Origin of the sequence: Streptomyces himastatinicus ATCC 53653 (assembly GCF_000158915.1) — a bacterium.
GTDB classification, from domain to species: Bacteria; Actinomycetota; Actinomycetes; order Streptomycetales; family Streptomycetaceae; genus Streptomyces; species Streptomyces himastatinicus.
On record NZ_GG657754.1, the window covers coordinates 3689371 to 3707160 of the forward strand.

The 17790-nt window shown below is 70.8% G+C and carries 13 protein-coding genes; 4 read left to right on the top strand and 9 right to left on the bottom strand.

Translation table 11 applies throughout. The features are described from left to right. Positions 1-6347 (bottom strand): type I polyketide synthase (locus SSOG_RS14880; protein ID WP_009715048.1); only part of this gene is annotated, 6347 nt, incomplete at its 3' end. Positions 6348-6998: 651 nt separating this feature from the next. Between SSOG_RS14880 and SSOG_RS14885 the strand changes: the two genes are divergently transcribed. Genes SSOG_RS14885 through SSOG_RS14900 form a run of 4 tightly spaced genes read left to right on the top strand, consistent with a single transcriptional unit; the run spans position 6999 to position 10393 of the window. Next, positions 6999-7862 carry a 3-hydroxyacyl-CoA dehydrogenase family protein gene (locus SSOG_RS14885; protein WP_039937615.1) on the top strand — a complete coding sequence of 288 codons (864 nt, stop codon included), beginning with the start codon at positions 6999-7001 and terminating at the stop codon, positions 7860-7862. Beyond that, on the top strand, positions 7862-8152 hold the full coding sequence (locus SSOG_RS14890) for an acyl carrier protein (RefSeq protein WP_009715050.1): 291 nt from the start codon (positions 7862-7864) through the stop codon (positions 8150-8152). The genes SSOG_RS14885 and SSOG_RS14890 overlap by 1 nt, the downstream gene beginning before the upstream one ends. Positions 8153-8192: 40 nt before the next feature. After that, positions 8193-9278 carry an acyl-CoA dehydrogenase family protein gene (locus SSOG_RS14895; RefSeq protein WP_009715051.1) on the top strand — a complete coding sequence of 362 codons (1086 nt, stop codon included), beginning with the start codon at positions 8193-8195 and terminating at the stop codon, positions 9276-9278. Positions 9279-9298: 20 nt separating this feature from the next. Continuing rightward, positions 9299-10393, top strand: coding sequence for an HAD-IIIC family phosphatase (locus SSOG_RS14900; RefSeq protein WP_009715052.1), 1095 nt, complete (start codon positions 9299-9301; stop codon positions 10391-10393). A 13-nt stretch (positions 10394-10406) separates the two neighbouring features. Here the strand turns inward: SSOG_RS14900 and SSOG_RS14905 are convergent, their stop codons facing one another. The 8 genes from SSOG_RS14905 to SSOG_RS14940 form a co-directional block, all read right to left on the bottom strand. Beyond that, positions 10407-11069, bottom strand: a complete 663-nt coding sequence (locus tag SSOG_RS14905; RefSeq protein ID WP_009715053.1) for an O-methyltransferase — start codon at positions 11067-11069, stop codon at positions 10407-10409. An 80-nt stretch (positions 11070-11149) separates the two neighbouring features. Then, a complete protein-coding gene (locus SSOG_RS14910; protein WP_009715054.1) occupies positions 11150-12421 on the bottom strand; it encodes a serine hydroxymethyltransferase in 1272 nt (423 codons plus the stop codon). An 85-nt stretch (positions 12422-12506) separates the two neighbouring features. Beyond that, a complete protein-coding gene (locus SSOG_RS14915; protein WP_009715055.1) occupies positions 12507-13169 on the bottom strand; it encodes an arsenate reductase/protein-tyrosine-phosphatase family protein in 663 nt (220 codons plus the stop codon). Beyond that, complete coding sequence (locus tag SSOG_RS14920; RefSeq protein WP_009715056.1) at positions 13166-13813, bottom strand: L-threonylcarbamoyladenylate synthase; 648 nt, start codon at positions 13811-13813, stop codon at positions 13166-13168. The genes SSOG_RS14915 and SSOG_RS14920 overlap by 4 nt, the downstream gene beginning before the upstream one ends. Before the next feature lie 47 nt (positions 13814-13860). Beyond that, entirely contained in the window at positions 13861-14706 is an 846-nt protein-coding gene (gene prmC / locus SSOG_RS14925) for a peptide chain release factor N(5)-glutamine methyltransferase (protein ID WP_009715057.1), read from the bottom strand. Between the two features lie 41 nt (positions 14707-14747). Further along, on the bottom strand, positions 14748-15818 hold the full coding sequence (gene prfA / locus SSOG_RS14930; RefSeq protein WP_009715058.1) for a peptide chain release factor 1: 1071 nt from the start codon (positions 15816-15818) through the stop codon (positions 14748-14750). A 160-nt stretch (positions 15819-15978) separates the two neighbouring features. Beyond that, positions 15979-16200, bottom strand: a complete 222-nt coding sequence (gene rpmE / locus SSOG_RS14935) for a 50S ribosomal protein L31 (RefSeq protein WP_009715059.1) — start codon at positions 16198-16200, stop codon at positions 15979-15981. Positions 16201-16360: 160 nt separating this feature from the next. Next, positions 16361-17482: an LCP family protein gene (locus tag SSOG_RS14940; RefSeq protein WP_009715060.1), complete on the bottom strand. Its 1122-nt coding sequence runs from the start codon at positions 17480-17482 to the stop codon at positions 16361-16363. Between the last annotated feature and the right edge of the window lie 308 nt (positions 17483-17790).

Genomic DNA, 17790 nt, shown 5'->3' on the forward strand with positions numbered 1-17790 from the left:
GTGTCCGGGAGGTCGATCAGACCGCCCCAGCGCTCGGGGTGTTCCAGGGCCGCGACCCGGCCGAAGCCCCACACCTGCGCCTGGTCGACGCCGCTCAGCCGCTCGGCGGGGCCGATGGCGACGGCGCCGCGCGTGGCGCACCACAACGGTGCCGTGACACCGGCGTCGTCCAGCGCCTGGAACAGCGCGACGGTTCCGGCCAGTCCGGCGGGTACGCCGTCGTGCCGTGCGCCGGAGTCCGGCGCCAGCAGGGACAACACCCCCGCCACCGGCGAGGCGTCGCCGAGCACCTCGGCCACGGACCGCGCGAGGGCGGCCCGGTCACGCGCGCCGGTCTCCACCGGCAGGATCGCCGTACGGGCCCCCGAGGCGTCCAGCCCGCGGACCACGGACACCGTCCACGGGTCGGCCGCCAGGGCGTAGGGCACGGCGACGAGCCAGGTGCCCGACAGCGCGGGCTGCGGCGTCGTACCGAGCGGCTGCCACGTGATGTCGTACCGCAGGCCGTCGAGGAGCGACTGCTCTCGCTGCCGCGCCCGCCACGTCGACAGGGCGGGCAGGATCTCGCTGAACGGCTGCTCGGGCGAGATGTCGAGGGTGCTGCCGAGGGACGCCAGGTCCTGGCTCTCGACCGCCTCCCAGAAGCGGGCGTCGACCTCGTCCGAAGCGGTCACAGAAGCCGCGGCGGCCGAGGCCTCCAGCCAGTAGCGCTGCCGCTGGAAGGCGTACGTCGGCAGGTCCACGCGCCGCGCGCTCGCACCCTCGAACGCCCGCGTCCAGTCCACCCGGACACCGCGCACCCAGGCTTCGGCGAGCGAGGCGGCGAACCGCTCCGGACCGCCCTCGTCCCGGCGCAGCGAGCCCACGACCGCCGACTGTTCGGCGCCCCGCGCCTCGGCGGTCTCCTGGACGGCCGCCGCCAGCACGGGATGCGCGGACACCTCGACGAAGACCGCGTCCCCGGCCTCCAGCACGGCCCCGACGGTCTCCTCGAAGCGCACCGTCTGCCGCAGGTTGCGGTACCAGTAGCCGCTGTCCAGCGCGGTGGTGTCCAGCAGACCGCCGGTCACGGTCGAGTAGAACGGCACCGGCGACGGCTCGGGCGCGATCCCGGCCAGGACGCGGGCCAGCTTCTCCTCGATGGCCTCGACGTGGGTCGAATGCGAGGCGTAGTCCACGGCGATACGGCGCGCCCGCACCCCGTCGGCCTCACAGGCGGCCAGCAGCTCGTCCAGGGCGTCGACGTCACCGGCCACCACGACCGAGGTGGGGCCGTTGACCGTGGCCAGGGAGAGCCTGCCGGACCAGTCGGCGATGCGCTCCGTGGCCTGCTCGGCGGTCAGGGCCAGCGACACCATGCCGCCGAGCCCGGCCAGTTCCTCGGCGATCGCCTGGGACCGCAGGGCCGCCACCCGCGCCGCGTCGCGCAAGGTCAGGGCGCCCACCGCGCACGCCGCCGCGATCTCGCCCTGGGAATGTCCGACGACGGCGGACGGCTCGACCCCGTACGAACGCCACAGCGCCGCCAGCGACACCATCACCGCGAACAGCGCGGGCTGGACGACGTCGACGCGCTCCAGCGTCGGCGCCCCCGGGGCCTGCCGCAGCACGCCCTCCAGGTCCCAGTCCACGTACTCGGCCAGCGCCCGGCCGCATTCGGCCATCCGCGCCGCGAACACCGGTGAGGTGTCGAGCAGTTCCACGGCCATGCCGGTCCACTGCGACCCCTGCCCGGGGAAGACGAACACCACGCGCTCACCGGCGCGGGTCACGCCGTCGGCGGGCCCGGTCACCAGGCCCGGCGTGTCCTCGCCGCGCGCGAGGGCGGCCAGCCCGGCGACGCCGAGGGCCACCGCGCGGTTCTCGAACGCCGCCCGGCCGGAGGCCAGCGACCAGCCCACATCCACCGGCGACAGCCCGCCGTCACCCTCCACTCGGGAGAGCAACCGCGCCGCCTGGCCCCGCAGCGCCTCCGGGCCGCGCCCGGACAGCACCCACGGCACCACCGCCGGCACGGCCGGAGCCGGGGCGGGCTGAGCCTCCGGGGCCTGCTCCAGGATGAGATGGGCGTTGGTGCCGCTGATACCGAACGAGGACACCCCCGCGCGACGCGGACGGTCTTCGGCCTCCGGCCACTCCCGCGCCTCCGTCAGCAGCTGCACCGCACCCGACGACCAGTCCACCTGCGGCGTCGGCTCGTCCACGTGCAGCGACCGCGGCAGCACACCGTGGCGCATGGCTTCCACCATCTTGATGACACCGGCCACACCGGCGGCGGCCTGCGTGTGCCCGATGTTGGACTTCAGCGACCCCAGCCACAGCGGCTGGCCCTCGGCCCGGCCCTGTCCGTACGTGGCGATCAGGGCCTGTGCCTCGATCGGGTCGCCCAGCGTCGTCCCGGTGCCGTGCGCCTCCACGGCGTCCACCTCGGCCGCCGTCAGCCGCGCGTTCGCCAGCGCCTGGCGGATCACCCGCTGCTGGGAGGGGCCGTTGGGCGCCGTCAGACCGTTGGACGCACCGTCCTGGTTCACCGCCGAACCACGGATCACGGCGAGCACGGTGTGTCCGTTGCGGCGCGCGTCCGACAGCCGTTCCAGCAGCAGCATGCCCGCGCCCTCGGACCAGGACGTCCCGTCCGCGGCCGCCGCGAACGCCTTGGAGCGCCCGTCCACCGCGAGCCCGCGCTGCCTGCTGAACTCGGTGAACATCCCCGGTGTGGCCATCACGGTCACACCACCGGCCAGGGCGAGCGAGCATTCGCCCGCCCGCAGCGACTGTGCCGCCTGGTGCAGGGCCACCAGCGACGACGAGCACGCCGTGTCGACGGTGACCGCGGGCCCCTCCAGGCCGAGGAAGTAGGCCAGTCGGCCGGAGATCACGCCGGCCGCCTTGCCGGTGATCAGGTAGCCGTCCAGCCCCTCGGCGGCCTGGTGCAGCGGAGCGCCGTAGTCCTGGGACATGGCCCCCGCGAAGACCCCGGCCCGGCTGCCCCGCACCGAGGACGGGTCGATGCCCGCGCGCTCGAACGCCTCCCACGCCGTCTCCAGCAGCAGCCGCTGCTGCGGATCCATGGCAAGGGCCTCGCGCGGCGAGATCCCGAAGAACGCCGGGTCGAACTCGGCCGCGTCGTGCAGGAAGCCGCCCTCGCGTACGTACGACGTCCCGGACCGCTCCGGGTCCTCGTCGTACAGCGCCGCCAGGTCCCAGCCGCGGTCGGCCGGGAAGTCGGAGATCGCGTCGCCGCCCGAGGTGACCAGGCGCCACAGCTCCTCCGGCGACCCGGCACCGCCGGGCAGTCGGCAGCCCATGCCCACGATGGCGATCGGATCGTCACCGGTCACGGCGAACGGCTCCGGCGCCACGGCGTCGGCGTCCTGCGGCGCTCCGGTCAGCAGGCTCACCAGGTGCCGCACGAGGGCCGTGGGGGTGGGGTAGTCGAAGAGCAGCGAGGACGGCAGCGTGAGGCCGGTCGCGGTGTTCAGCAGGTTGCGCAGCTCGACCGCGGTCAGCGAGTCGAAGCCCAGATCCTTGAACGTGCGGTCCGCGTCCACCATGTCCGCCGACGCGTACTCCAGGACCACCGCGGTCTGCGCGAGCACCAGCGCCCGCACCTCCCGGCGCCGTTCCTGGTCGCCCGCGGCGGCGATCCGCCCGGCCAGGACGCTGCCGCGCTCCGGCGCCGCGTCCTCGGCGGTCCTGGTGGTCTCGCCGATCCAGTACCTCTGGCGCTGGAAGGCGTACGTGGGCAGATCGACGCGGGACGCACCCGTCCCCTCGAACGCCCGCCGCCAGTCCACCGGCGCGCCGTGAACCCACGCCCGGGCCACTCCCCCGACGAAGGCCCGCTCCTCGGGGCGCCCGGCCCGTAGCACCGGTACGAACACCGCGTCGGACACGGTCTCGGCGCCCATCGAGCTGAGCGCTCCACCCGGTCCGACCTCGACGAAGACGCCGACGCCCGCGGCGTGGAGAGCGCTGATGCCGTCGGAGAAGCGGACGGCCTCGCGCACATGCCGCACCCAGAAGTCGGGAGTCGTGATCTCCTCGGCGGAGACCACGTCCCCGGTGAGATTGGAGACGACCGGGATGCTCGGGGCCTCGTACGACAGCCCCTGCGCAACCTCGCGGAACGCGTCCAGCATCCCGTCCATGCGCGGCGAATGGAACGCGTGGCTCACCGCGAGCCGCTTGGTCTTACGGCCCTGCGCCTCGAACGACACGGCGATCTCCAACGCCACGTCCTCGTCACCCGCGATGACCACCGACGTCGGCCCGTTGAGGGCGGCGATGCCCACCCGGTCGGTGAGCAGCGGCGCCACCTCGGCCTCCGTGGCCTGCACCGCGATCATCGCGCCGCCGGTGGGCAGGGCCTGCATCAGGCGACCACGAGCGGCTACGAGGGTGGACGCGTCCGCGAGCGTGAGCACACCCGCCACATGCGCGGCGGTCAGCTCACCGATGGAGTGGCCGGAGAGGAAGTCGGGCCGCAGACCCCATGCCTCGACCAGCCGGAACAGCGCCACCTCGACCGCGAACAGCGCGGGCTGGGTGAATCCCGTCTGGTCCAGCAGCGAGGCGTCCTCGCCGAACAGCACACCCTTCAGGGGCCGTTCAAGGTGCGGGTCCAGGTGTGCACACACCTCGTCCAGGGCCTCGGCGAACACCGGATAGGTGTCGTACAGCTCACGCCCCATGCCGAGCCGCTGGCTGCCCTGCCCGGTGAACAGGAACGCCACCTTGCCGTCGCCCGCCGTACCCTCGACCAGGCCCGATGCAGTCTCGCCCCGCGCCAGCGCGCCGAGCGCCCGCAGCAGCTCATCGCGGCCGGTGGCGGTCAGCACCGCACGCCGCTCCAGCTCCGCGCGCCCCGAGGCCAGCGACCATCCCACGTCCAGCGGCGACAGCCCCGTGTCGCCCTCCACCCGCGCCAGCAGCCGTTCCGCCTGCTCCCGCAACGCGGCCTCGCCACGGCCCGACACCACCCACGGCACCACGGCGGGCTCGACCGAAGCGGCTCTGGGGGTGACGGCCGGGGCTTCTTCCAGCACCACGTGCGCGTTCGTCCCGCCCATCCCGAACGCGGAGACTCCGGCGAGGAGTTGGGCGTCCTCGTGCGGCCAGGGTTCCAGGGATGTCTGTACCCGCAGCCGGAGGGCGTCCAGCGGAATGTCGGGACGCGGGTCCCGGAAATTCAGGCTCGCCGGGATGCGCCTGTTCCTGATGGCGAGAATGGTCTTGATTAACCCGGCGATACCGGCGGCGCCCTCAAGGTGGCCCAGATTGGTTTTCACCGATCCGACCCGTAGCGGATCGTCCGCCGGGCGGCCATTCCCCATGACGGCGCCGAGCGCGGTGGCTTCGACGTGATCGCCGAGTCGCGTTCCGGTTCCGTGAAGTTCAACGTATTGCACGGCGGCCGGTTCCACTCCCGCCCGCTGACAGGCAAGCCCCAAAAGCTCTTCCTGCGCGATGCGGTGCGGCGCGACAAGCCCTTCTCCACCGCCGTCATTGTTCACCGCACTGCCCCGGATGACGCAGAGAATCCGGTCCCCGTCCGCACGCGCCCGCGACAACTCCTTGAGGACGACGAGTCCGCCGCCCTCACCCCGGACATAACCATTCGCCCGGGCGTCGAAAGTACGGCACTCCCCGTCGGGAGAAAGGCCGCCGAACTTTTCCGAACGGTCCGAACTCTCCGGGGCCAGTACGAGGTTCACCCCGCCGGCCAGGGCCACGGAGCACTCGCCCGCCCGCAGTGCCTGAACCGCCTGGTGCACGGCGACCAACGAGGACGACTGCCCCGTGTCCACGGTCATGCTGGGGCCTCGGAGCCCCAGGGCGTAGGACACCCGGTTGGCGATGATGCTCCGCGCGAGGCCGGTCATGGCGTGCTGCCCGACGGCCGACGCACCCTGGCGGTGCGTGAGCGTCGCGTAGTCGTCCCACATGGCGCCGACGAATACGCCTGTCACGTCGCCTTTTGACGCCGAAGATCGCTCCGAAGGCCGTCCCGAAGGCGGGATTCCGGAATCCTCCAGCGCCTCCCAGGCCAGTTCCAGCATCAGTCGCTGCTGCGGATCCATGGCCGCGGCTTCGCGCGCGGAGATCCCGAAGAGACCGGGGTCGAATTGATCCACTCGCTCCAAGAAGGAGCCTCGGGCAATCGATTCGCCGCCACCGGTTTCACCCTGACGAGAATGTTCAACGTTCATGCGCTGGCGGGGCATGCCGGAAACCGCACCGGTGCCGTTCCTCAGCAGCTGCCAGAAGTCCGCGGGATTGGCGACGCCGGAAAATCGGCAGGACATTCCAATAACCGCAATGTAGGCATTCGACAGCCCAGGCATGCTTGACAACACGCAGAATTCCCCCGCTCCGCGCAAAAAGTGGACATTCGCACCCACCGGCCCCCTCTTCAATGAACTCAATGAAAAGGGGTGGTCCCCGGCGCCCCGATAAACATCCCGCAAGGCATCGCAACACTACCTCGCTGATCCGTTCCGGCGTCAAGCTCCATCTGATCCGCGGAACTGGTCCCGCTTTGGCGACGTGGGTCCGGTTTCGCCCAACCTTCACAGGCGGTTGGTGAGTGGTGAAGACAGCACTTCCAACGCCCCCCGGTGCGTGCTAAGTTGACGAAGCGATCAAGGGGGAGCACACGGGGGTGCGCTAGATCCAGACTCACAACGGGGACGACTACAGGGCCGTTGACCACGGCCTTTCCAGGGGACTCTGTTTACCCCTGAATTAATCTCTTGCCTACGCGGCCTGCGCTGCCTTCGCGTTACGGCGATCGGCTTGACCATTCGCCGTAACCGACGCTTCGTTGCGCCGTTCCGCGTTTCATCGAAAACCCTTACCCCCGCATGCGGGCGGCCCGGGCCTGCCCGGGAGCGCATCGCTCATGCGGTACGCCTGCGTGCGTGAGCATCCCCTCCTGAAGCCAGCAAGCCACAACGACTCGGTCCAGTGAGCGCGAAGGAGTGTGTCCGGCAGCGATGAACGAGCCAATCGGCCATCAGGTGGCCATCGTGGGCGCGGGGGTGATGGGTTCGGGCATCGCCACCTTGGTGCTCGGCCACGGCATCCCGGTTGTCCTGGTCGACGTCGATGAGACAACACTCGACGACGCGCGGGGCAGGATCACCCAGCAGTTGCGCCACGCCCAGCTGATGGGCGCCCTGCCCGCCGGCCGTGCCACCGGCGAGCTGGTCACCACCGTGTCCCTTCCCGAGGTGGCGGATGCCACCGCCGTCATCGAGGCGATCACCGAGGCGCCCGAGGCGAAGGCCAAGGTGCTGGCCGACATCTCGGCCGTGGTCCGGCCCGGCACCCCGCTGATCTCCAACACCTCCGGCATCCCGATCGCCGAGCTGGCCGACGCGGTCACCCGGCCGGAGGAGCTGCTCGGCACCCACTTCATGAACCCCTCGTACCTGATCAAGATGGTCGAGGTCAGCCGCGGCCCGCGCACCGGCGACGCCGCCGTGGACGCGGTCGTCGCGCTGCTCGGCGCCATGGACCGGCGCGCCGTCCTGGTCCAGGACGCCCCCGGCTTCGTGACCAGCAGGCTGCTGCACCCGATGATCAACGCCGCGGCGCGGATCGTCGGCGAGGGCACCGCCACGGTCGAGGCCGTGGACGAGCTGATGGAAGGGTGCCTCGGACACCCCACAGGACCCCTGCGGACCGGCGATCTGATCGGTCTCGACAACCTCGCCGACTCCCTGGCCGTTCTGTACGAACGCACCGGTGACGAGGCGTGCAAGCCCTGCGATCTGCTGCTGGCGAAGGTACGCGACGGCGACCTCGGCCGTAAGTCCGGCCGTGGCTTCTACTCCTACGGAAAGGCGATGTCCTGATGTCCGACCAGCCCACCACCGCCCCGGTGACCGCCGAATCCATCGAGCAGGCGCTGCTGAGCTTCCTGGAGGAGCGCACCAAGACCGCGGTGCCGCCGACCCAGGACCTCTTCGCCTCCGGGCTCGTGTCCTCGATGTTCGCCATGGAACTCGTCGTGCACCTGGAGCAGCACTACGAGGTGGCGATCGTCGGCGCGGACCTGAAGCTGGACAACTTCCGGACCGTGCGGCAGATGACCGAGCTGGTGCTGCGGCTCCGTGACGCGTCGGCGGCGGTCGGCGGTGCCTGAGCGGCGTACCGACCCGCTCGCCGACGGGCTCGCCGATGAGCTGAAGGCCATCGACACACTCATCGGCGACCAGCCCGAACACTGGGATCTCGACGGGCAGATCCCCCGCCACCTGCTCAGCACGCTCGGCGCCCAGGGTTGGCTGTGCGCCGAAGTGGCCGCCACTCACGGCGGACGGGGCCTCAGCAGCCGCGCCAACGGAGAGCTGACCGCACACGTCGGCAGCCGGTGCAGTTCGCTGCGCAGCGTGATGACCTCCCAGGGCATGGCGGCCTGGACCATCCAGCGCCTGGCCAACCGGGACCAGTCCGCCGAACTGCTGCCCCAGCTGGTCAGCGGCCGGCTGGCGGCGGTGGGCTTCAGCGAGACCGACGCCGGTTCCGATCTGTCGACGATGAGCACCACGATCACCCTCGACGGTGACTCGGTCGTCCTCGACGGCCACAAGGTGTGGGTCACGGGCGCGTACTACGCGGACCTGCTGGTCGTCTTCGGCCAGTGCGACGGTGGCGCGGCCGCCGTCGTGGTCCCCGCCTCGGCGCCCGGGGTGACGGTGGAACGGGTCGCCGACCCGATGGGATGCCGGGCCGCCGGCCACGCCAACCTGCGGTTCGACTCGGTGCGGCTGCCCGCCTCCAGTGTGCTCGGCAGCCCGGGTGCGCCGCTTCCGCTGCTGGTCACCACCGCACTCGCGTACGGCCGTATCTCGGTGGCCTGGGGGTGCGTGGGCATCCTGCGCGCGTGCCGGAACACGGCGGCGCGGCACGCCGCCACCCGCAAGCAGTCCGGCAAGCCGATCGGCGAACACCAGCTCGTCGGGCGCCATCTGGCCGAGCTGTTCGTCGCCGAGCAGACCGCGTCCCGGGCCTGTGAACACGCCAGCGACTGCTGGGACGCGGGCTCTCCCGACATGGTCATCTCCACCGTGCTCGCGAAACACGTCAGCGCCGGCCACGCCGCCACGGGGGCAGCCTCCGCGGTCCAGGTGATGGCGTCGGCGGGGGCCCGGGACGGCCATGTGGTGGCGCGTGCGTACCGGGACGCGAAGCTGATGGAAATCATCGAGGGCAGCAACGAGATCTGCCAGTTGATTCTGGCACAGCACGCCGTTTCCACGGCGGAATGACGAATCAGGGGGAATGATCCGTGTCTGAAAAACCGGCCACGGTGAAGTGCTTGGTCTGGGATCTGGACAACACGCTCTGGCAGGGCACCCTGCTGGAGGACGATCAGGTGACGCTGCCGGACGCGGTGCGGGAACTGATCGTCACGCTCGATTCCCGCGGCATTCTTCAGTCCGTCTCCAGCAAGAACGACTACGATCTCGCCTGGGCCAAACTGGAAGCGCTCGGTCTCGCCGAGTACTTCGTCCTGCCCCAGATCGGGTGGGGACCCAAGTCGAATTCGGTGCGTACGATCGCCGAACGGCTGAAGTTCGCGCACGGCACCATCGCGTTCATCGACGACCAGCCCGCCGAGCGGGCCGAGGTCACCTTCCATCTGCCGGACGTCCGGTGCTATCCGGCAGATCAGCTTCTGACCCTGGCGGAGCTGCCGGAATTCAGCCCCGAGACGGTCACCGTCGATTCCCGTCGGCGCCGCCAGATGTACCAGGCGGGATTCGAGCGGGAAGCCGAACAGGCCGCGTTCAGCGGTCCGGACGAGGACTTCCTCCGGTCCCTGAAGCTGGAGATGAGCATCGAGCGGGCGACCGGGGAGCAGCTCTCCCGCGTCGAAGAGCTGACGCTGCGCACCAGCCAGATGAACGCGACCGGGGTGCACTACTCCGACGCGACGCTGCGCGGTCTGCTGGCCGACCCCGGCCATGAGGTCCTGGTGACCACCATGGCGGACCGCTTCGGCCCGCACGGTGCGGTCGGGGTGATGCTGCTGGCGACGGGGGCCGACGTCTGGCACCTCAAGCTGCTCGCCACATCCTGCCGGGTGGTCTCGTTCGGCGCGGGCGCGGCGATCCTCAACTGGCTGATCGACGAGGCGGCCCAGGCCGGTGCGCACCTGGTGGCGGACTTCCGGCGCACGGACCGCAACCGCATGATGGAGATCGCCTACCGGTTCGCCGGTTTCACCGCCGAACCGTGTGCGTGTGTGGCCGGTCTCGCCGAACCGGGCGCGCCGGACATCGAGCGGCTGCACCTGGTGCCGGAGCGGCGCGATCCGCATCCCACCCTTCAGCTCACCGCTCCGGCCCTCGCCGCTGATCATCTGGCGGCAAGGGCCTGAACGAGGCGCCGGCTCAGAGCTTGCGCAGCAGGGTGATGCCGTCGGCCACCGGAAGGAGCGAGAGCTCCACCCGGTGGTCGTCGCGCAGGGAGGCGTTCAGTTCACGGATGGCGACGGTGTCGGCGTCCTGGGCGGAGGGGTCGATCACCCGGCCGAAGAAGAGGGTGTTGTCCACGGCGATGAGCCCGCCGGGCCGCACCAGCTCGAGCGCCGATTCGTAATAGCGGCGGTAGTTCGCCTTGTCGGCGTCGATGAACACGAAATCGAATGCGCCAGGACCGCCGTCGGCGAGAAGCCCGGAAAGCGTTTCGCCCGCATCACCGATACGGACGTCAATACGGTCCGCCACGTCCGCCTTGGTCCAGTACTCGGCGGCGATGTCGGGCCATTTGCTGGTGATATCGCAGGTGACCAGACGACCGTCCGACGGGATCGCCCGCGCCATGCACAGGGTGCTGTAGCCGGTGAACGTCCCGATCTCCAGGACGTTCCGGGCCCCGATCAGGCCGACCAGAAAGGCCAGGAACTGCCCCTCTTCGGCCATCACCTGCATGGCCTGGCCCATGGGCAGTTCACCGGTGAGTTCACGGAGGTCACGCAGAATGTCGTCTTCTCGCAGCGATACCTCGCGCACGTACGACAGAATTCCCGATGAGGATTCGACTTGATTCGCCATGCCCTCAAAATATTACCGGACGTCAGGGCGGCGCAAGGCCACGCCATTTCCAGGCCGAGCTATTTACCCCGCAAGGGAGTTCACGGCGGATACGGAGGAAATGCCGCGGCCAGTTCCCTGACTTCCGCGCGCACCCCGCGCGTTCGGGGTGCCTCCTCGTCCTCGCGCAGGGCGATCGTCAGCAGCGCGCCGATCCGCTCCATCTCGCCCTCCTCCATGCCCTGTGTCGTCACCGCCGCGGTCCCGAGCCGCAACCCGCGGACGCAGCCGCCGGGTTCGGTGGCGGAGGCCAGCGCGCAGGTGTCCAGGATGATCCCGGCGGCCGCGCAACGGGCCTTCGCCGCACGGCCGTCGAGCCCCAGCGGGGACACATCGACGGTGATCATGTGGGTGTCGGTGCCTCCGGTGGCCACCGTCAGCCCCGCCGCCGCCAGCCCGTCGGCCAGGGTTCGCGCGTTGGCCACGACCTGCCGGGCGTACGTGGCGAACGCGGGCGTGGCGGCCTCGCCGAACGCCACCGCCTTGGCCGCCACGGTGTGCATCTGGGCGCCGCCCTGAGTGAAGGGGAACACGGCGCGGTCGACCCGCTCGGCCAGCTCCGCGCCGCACAGCAGCATTCCGCCGCGCGGCCCGCGCAGCACCTTGTGGGTGGTGGCGCACACGACGTCCGCGTACGGCACCGGGTTCGGCGCCGCCTTCCCGGCCACCAGGCCGATGGGGTGCGCCGCGTCGGCGACGAGATACGCGCCCACCTCGTCGGCGATGGTCCGGAAGGCGGCGTAGTCCAGATGGCGGGGGTACGAGATCGAGCCGCACACGATCGCCTTCGGACGGTGGGCGAGCGCCAGCTCGCGCAGCCGGTCGTAGTCGAGCAGCCCGGTGGCCGGGTCGACGCCGTAGCCGATGAAGTGGAACCAGCGGCCGGAGAAGTTCGCCGGGGAGCCGTGGGTGAGGTGGCCGCCGTGCGGCAGCGCCATCGCCAGCACCGTGTCGCCGGGCCGCAGCAGCGCGGCGTACGCGGCGAGCACCGCGGAGGAACCCGAATGCGGCTGCACATTGGCGTGGCTTGCGCCGAACAGCGCCGTCGCCCGGCTCTGGGCCACCCGCTCGGCGACGTCCACCAGCTCACAGCCCCCGTGGTGGCGGGCCCCGGGGTAGCCCTCGGCGTACTTGTTGGCCAGCGGCGAGGCCAGGGCGGCGAGCACCGCCCGCGAGGTGTAGTTTTCCGCGGCGATCAGCTGAAGACTGCCCCGGACGCGCTCCAGCTCGCCCGTGATGATCCCGGCCAGCTCGGGGTCCTGCCGGGCCAGCTCGCCGAAATCGGGCCCCCACGGAACCGCGCTGACGGCCATCGCGTGCTCACATTCGTCGGGCGTCACCCCCAATGTAGGCCCGCACCGGCACGGGCGCGCGCCGCGGCCGGGGCCACCAGGGGGGCTACGCCGGGGCCGGGACCCCCGTGAGCGCGGTGACGACCGGGTCCAGCGCCTGGTTGATCTCGTCGCCGATGGAGCGGAAGAAGGTGATGGGCGCCCCGTACGGGTCGTGCACCTCGTCCGCCTCCTCGTTCGGCGCCAGCAGCCAGCCGCGCAGCGCGGCCGCCGCCTGGACCAGGGACCGGGCGCGCTCGACCACGCCGCCCGCCTCCTCCGGATCGGGCAGCGTCGCGGGGTCTATGGCCCGTACCAGCCGGGTGAACTCCTTGAGCGTGAAGGTGCGCAGGCCCGCCGAATGCCCCATCGAGATGACCTGGGCCCGGTGGTCACGGGTCGCGGTCAGCACGAGGTCGGCGCGGATGACGTGCTCGTCCAGCAGCTCCCGGCCGAGGAAGCCGTCCGGGTCGGCGCCGAAGTCGGTCAGGACGGTGGCGGCGTGCGCCTCCATCGGCGCGCCCTCGTGGCCCCAGGTGCCGGCGCTCTCCACGATCAGCCCGCTGGTGCGGGCCGTGCCGAGCCGGTGGGTGAGGGCATGCCGGGTCAGCCGCTCGGTGATCGGCGAGCGGCAGACGTTGCCGGTGCTGACGTGGAGGATGCGGAACGAGGTCTCGGCGTGCTTCGCCCGGTGTTCCGCTATGCCACGGCCCGTCTCAGGGGCTGTCAATTCGCCACCTCGAGGTCGGGTACGACCTCACGGAGCTGCTCGGCGGAGAGCGCGCCCGCACGCAGCAGCACCGGGACCTTGCCGGTGACGTCGACGATGGAGGAGGGCACCGCGGCCGGGGTGGGGCCGCCGTCGAGGTAGACCGAGACGGAATCGCCCAGCATGTCCTGGGCGGCGTCGCAGTCCTGCGGGGACGGGTGTCCGGTGAGGTTGGCGCTGGAGACCGCCATCGGGCCGAAGTCGTTCAGCAGCTCGATCGCGACCGGGTGCAGCGGCATCCGCACCGCCACGGTGCCCCGGGTCTCGCCCAGGTCCCAGGTCAGCGACGGCTGGTGCCGGGCGACGAGGGTGAGCGCACCGGGCCAGAAGGCGTCGACCAGCTCCCAGGCCTGCTCGGAGAAGTCGGTGACCAGGCCGTGCAGGGTGTTCGGGGAGCCGACCAGGACGGGGGTCGGCATGTTGCGGCCCCGGCCCTTGGCCTCCAGCAGATCGCCGACGGCCTCCGCGCTGAAGGCGTCCGCACCGATCCCGTAGACGGTGTCGGTGGGCAGCACGACCAGTTCGCCGCGGCGGACGGCGGACGCGGCCTCGCGCAGGCCGGTCTTGCGGTCGGTCGCGTCCCCGCAGTCGTATCGCCGTGCCATTTAACGGTCCTCCTCGTACGTGGCCAGTGTGTGGTGCGGTGCCGCGGTCACGGCATGGCCTTCCGCGCGGTGGCGAATCGGGGCCGTTTGTTCAGGTCGGGGTGGTCGGCGGCGTCCGCCCAGCCACGCTCCTCCGTGAAGATCCACGGCACCTGGCCGCCCTGGGTGTCTGCGTGCTCGATGACGACCACGCCGCCCGGCCGCAGCAGCCGGTGGGCCGTGCGCTCCAGGCCGCGGATCACATCGAGGCCGTCCTCACCGGAGAAGAGCGCGAGCTGGGGGTCGTGGTCGCGCGCCTCCGGCGCCACGTACTCCCACTCGGTCAGCGGGATGTACGGGGGGTTGCTGATGACGAGGTCCACCTGCCCGTCCAACTCGGGCAGGGCCGTCAACGCGTCTCCTCGCTGGAGAACGACGCGGGACCCCTCGACGTTCTTGCGGGCCCACAGAAGGGCACCCTCGTCCAGCTCCACGGCGTGCACCCGGGAGCGGGGCACCTCCTGGGCGAGGGCCAGGGCGATGGCTCCGGAGCCGGTGCACAGGTCGACGATGAGGGGTTCCACGACGTCCATGGCCCGGACCGCGTCTATGGCCCAGCCGACGACCGACTCGGTCTCCGGGCGGGGGACGAAGACGCCGGGGCCCACCTGGAGCTCCAGGTAGCGGAAGAAGGCGCGGCCGGTGATGTGCTGGAGGGGTTCGCGGGCCTCGCGGCGGGCGACCGCCTCCCAGTAGCGGGCGTCGAAGTCGGCGTCGGAGACGCCGTGCAGCTCTCCCCGCTTGACGCCGTGCACGAAGGCGGCCAGCTCCTCCGCGTCGAAGCGCGGGGACGGCACGCCCGCGTCGGCCAGCCGCTGGGTGGCCTGGGCCACCTCGGCGAGCAGCACGTTCACTGAATTCCTCCAGCCGGTCCGTAGTTGCGAAGAGGAAGGTCCTACTGGGCCGCCGCGAGCTTCGCCGCCGCGTCGGCGTCGACACACGCCTGGATGACGGGCGCCAGCTCCCCGTCGAGCACCTGGTCCAGGTTGTACGCCTTGAAGCCCACCCGGTGGTCCGAAATGCGGTTCTCCGGGAAGTTGTACGTACGGATGCGCTCGGAGCGGTCGACGGTACGGACCTGGCTGCGGCGGGCGTCCGACGCCTCCCGCTCGGCCTCCTCCTGCGCGGCGGCCAGCAGCCGCGAGCGCAGGATGCGCAGCGCCTGCTCCTTGTTCTGGAGCTGGCTCTTCTCGTTCTGGCAGGAGACGACGATGCCGGTGGGCAGGTGGGTGATGCGCACCGCCGAGTCGGTGGTGTTGACCGACTGGCCGCCGGGACCGGAGGAGCGGTAGACGTCGATCCGCAGGTCGTTGGGGCCGATCTCGACCTCGACCTCCTCGGCCTCGGGCGTGACCAGCACACCGGCCGCGGAGGTGTGGATGCGGCCCTGGGACTCGGTGGCGGGCACCCGCTGGACGCGGTGCACCCCGCCCTCGTACTTCAGCCGGGCCCACACGCCCTGGCCGGGCTCGATGGTCCCCTTGGCCTTCACGGCCACCTGGACGTCCTTGTAGCCGCCGAGGTCGGACTCGTTGGCGTCGATGATCTCGGTCTTCCAGCCGATCCGCTCGGCGTACCGCAGATACATCCGCAGCAGGTCGCCGGCGAACAGCGCGGACTCCTCGCCGCCCTCGCCCGCCTTGACCTCGAGGATGACGTCCTTGTCGTCGCTGGGGTCCCGCGGGACCAGCAGCAGCCGCAGCCGGTCGGTCAGCTCCGCGCGGCGCAGCTCCAGCTCCTTGACCTCGTCGGCGAAGTCCGGGTCGTCCTGCGCCAGCTCCTGGGCCGTCTCGATGTCGTCCCCGGTCTGCTTCCAGTCCCGGTACGTGTCGATGATCGGGGTCAGCTCGGCGTAGCGCTTGTTGAGCCGCTTCGCCTCGCGCTGGTCGGCATGGACCGCGGGGTCGGCGAGCCGCTTTTCGAGGGCGGCGTGTTCGCCGATCAGATCCTCGACCGCCTCGAACATGAGGGCTCCCTGGGTGGGTCTGCGTGGACGCGGGGAATACGGGCCGGACAGGACGGCCGACAGGCCCGGCCGGCGGCCCGGCGGACGGGCTGGCTGACGCAAAACGCCGGTCCGGTCGCCCCTGCGCGGGGGCGACCGAGGACCGGCGCCGTGCGGGTCGCTACTTCTTGGACCCGGCGTTCTTGCCGAAGCGGGCCTCGAACCGCGCCACACGGCCACCGGTGTCGAGGATCTTCTGCTTACCCGTGTAGAACGGGTGGCACTCGGAGCAGATGTCGGCACGGATGGTGCCGCCGCCCACGGTGCTACGGGTGGTGAAGGACGCGCCACAGGTGCAGCTGACCTGGGTCTCGACGTACTCCGGGTGGATGTCGCGCTTCAAGGGATTCTCCTGGTTTCTCGGGAGGGCGCCGGGTCGACGAGCGGGTTTGCACGTCGTGAACCGGGGCCGACGATCCAGTTTGCCAGCACTGGCCGCATCACCCAAAACCGGGGGTGGGGCCGGGATATTCCCGACCCCGTCCGACATCCTCCGCGCGGTCCTACTTGACCACGTTGCCGGCGTCGCTCGCGTCGCCCGCGGAGCCCTTGCTGGCGGCCGCCGGGATCGGCTTGTCCGCCTTCAGCGCCTTCCAGATCAGCTTGGTCTTGGACTCCATGGGCAGCACCCGGGCCGGGTCGTTCGGGTCGTACTGCACGGGCAGCGTGGTCATCTTCATGTTGCCCGAGCCGATGCCCTGGAGGCTCTTGGCGAAGCCCGACAGCTTGTTGACCGAGGCCAGCTCGGAGTCGGTGGTGAGCGCCTTGGTGGAGGTGTTCGCCAGGTCGTACAGCTTCTTCGGGTTGCCGAAGAGGTCGACGCTCTTGATCTGGTCGAGGAGCGCCTTGACGAACGCCTGCTGGAGCTTGATCCGGCCGAGGTCACTGCCGTCGCCGACGCCGTGCCGGGTCCGTACGAGGCCGAGGGACTGCTCACCGTTGAGGGTGTGCGGCCCGGGCTCCAGGTCCAGGTGGCTCTTCGGGTCGTGGATCGCCTGGGTGGTGGTGATGTCGACGCCGCCGAGGTCGTCGATCAGCTGCTGGAAGCCGGAGAAGTCGACCTCCAGGAAGTGGTCCATGCGTATGCCGCTCATGTCCTCGACGGTCTTGATGGTGCACGCGGGGCCACCGGCCTCGTAGGCGCTGTTGAACATCGCCTCCTGGACGGCGGGGCTCTCCTTGCCGTCCTTCTCGCACGAGGGACGTTTGATGAGCGTGTCGCGCGGAATGCTGACCACGCTGGCCTTCTTGCGGCCCTTGTAGACGTGAACGATCATCGCGGTGTCGGAGCGCGAGGTGCCCTCGTCCTTGCCGTACTTGGCGTTCTTCCCGGCGCGCGAGTCGGAGCCGAGGACGAGGATGTCCATCGAGCCGTTGTCGACGTTCTTGGGACGGTCGGCGCCCAGGGCCGCGTCGACGTCGACACCGGTGAGGTTGCCGTTGAGCTTGAAGTAGAGATAGCCCGCCCCGGCACCGCCGAGGATCAGAACGGACGCGACCGACCAGACGGTGATGTGCGTGGCCCTGCGGCGGGTACTGGGACGCTTGCGGCGGCGTCCACCGGCGCTTCCACGTGCTCGATGTCGGCCCGGGGTCACCGGCGTGCTGTGCTGGTCGTCAGCCATGTGCTCCTCAGTCCTCGTATCCCGGGTACCCCCTGCCGTCACGGTCAGGCGTGGCGTCGCGGATCCGACCTGACAGATGACAGGCCGAGCGCCAGGGTTGCATACGGAGTTCGGCTTGTTTTCATCTGGGGCGACCCGGACGTCGTTCGTCCCCTTCGTCCGCCTTACCGCTCTCACCTGCGCTTTCGCAGGTGATAAGGGCATCGAGACCGTTCCGTGACTGTCCCTTTTGGTGTGGTTCACCTCTCACAAAAACCGAGGCCTCCCCGCGGTGCGGGGAGGCCTCGGATGACCGAGCGTGGCCGAGC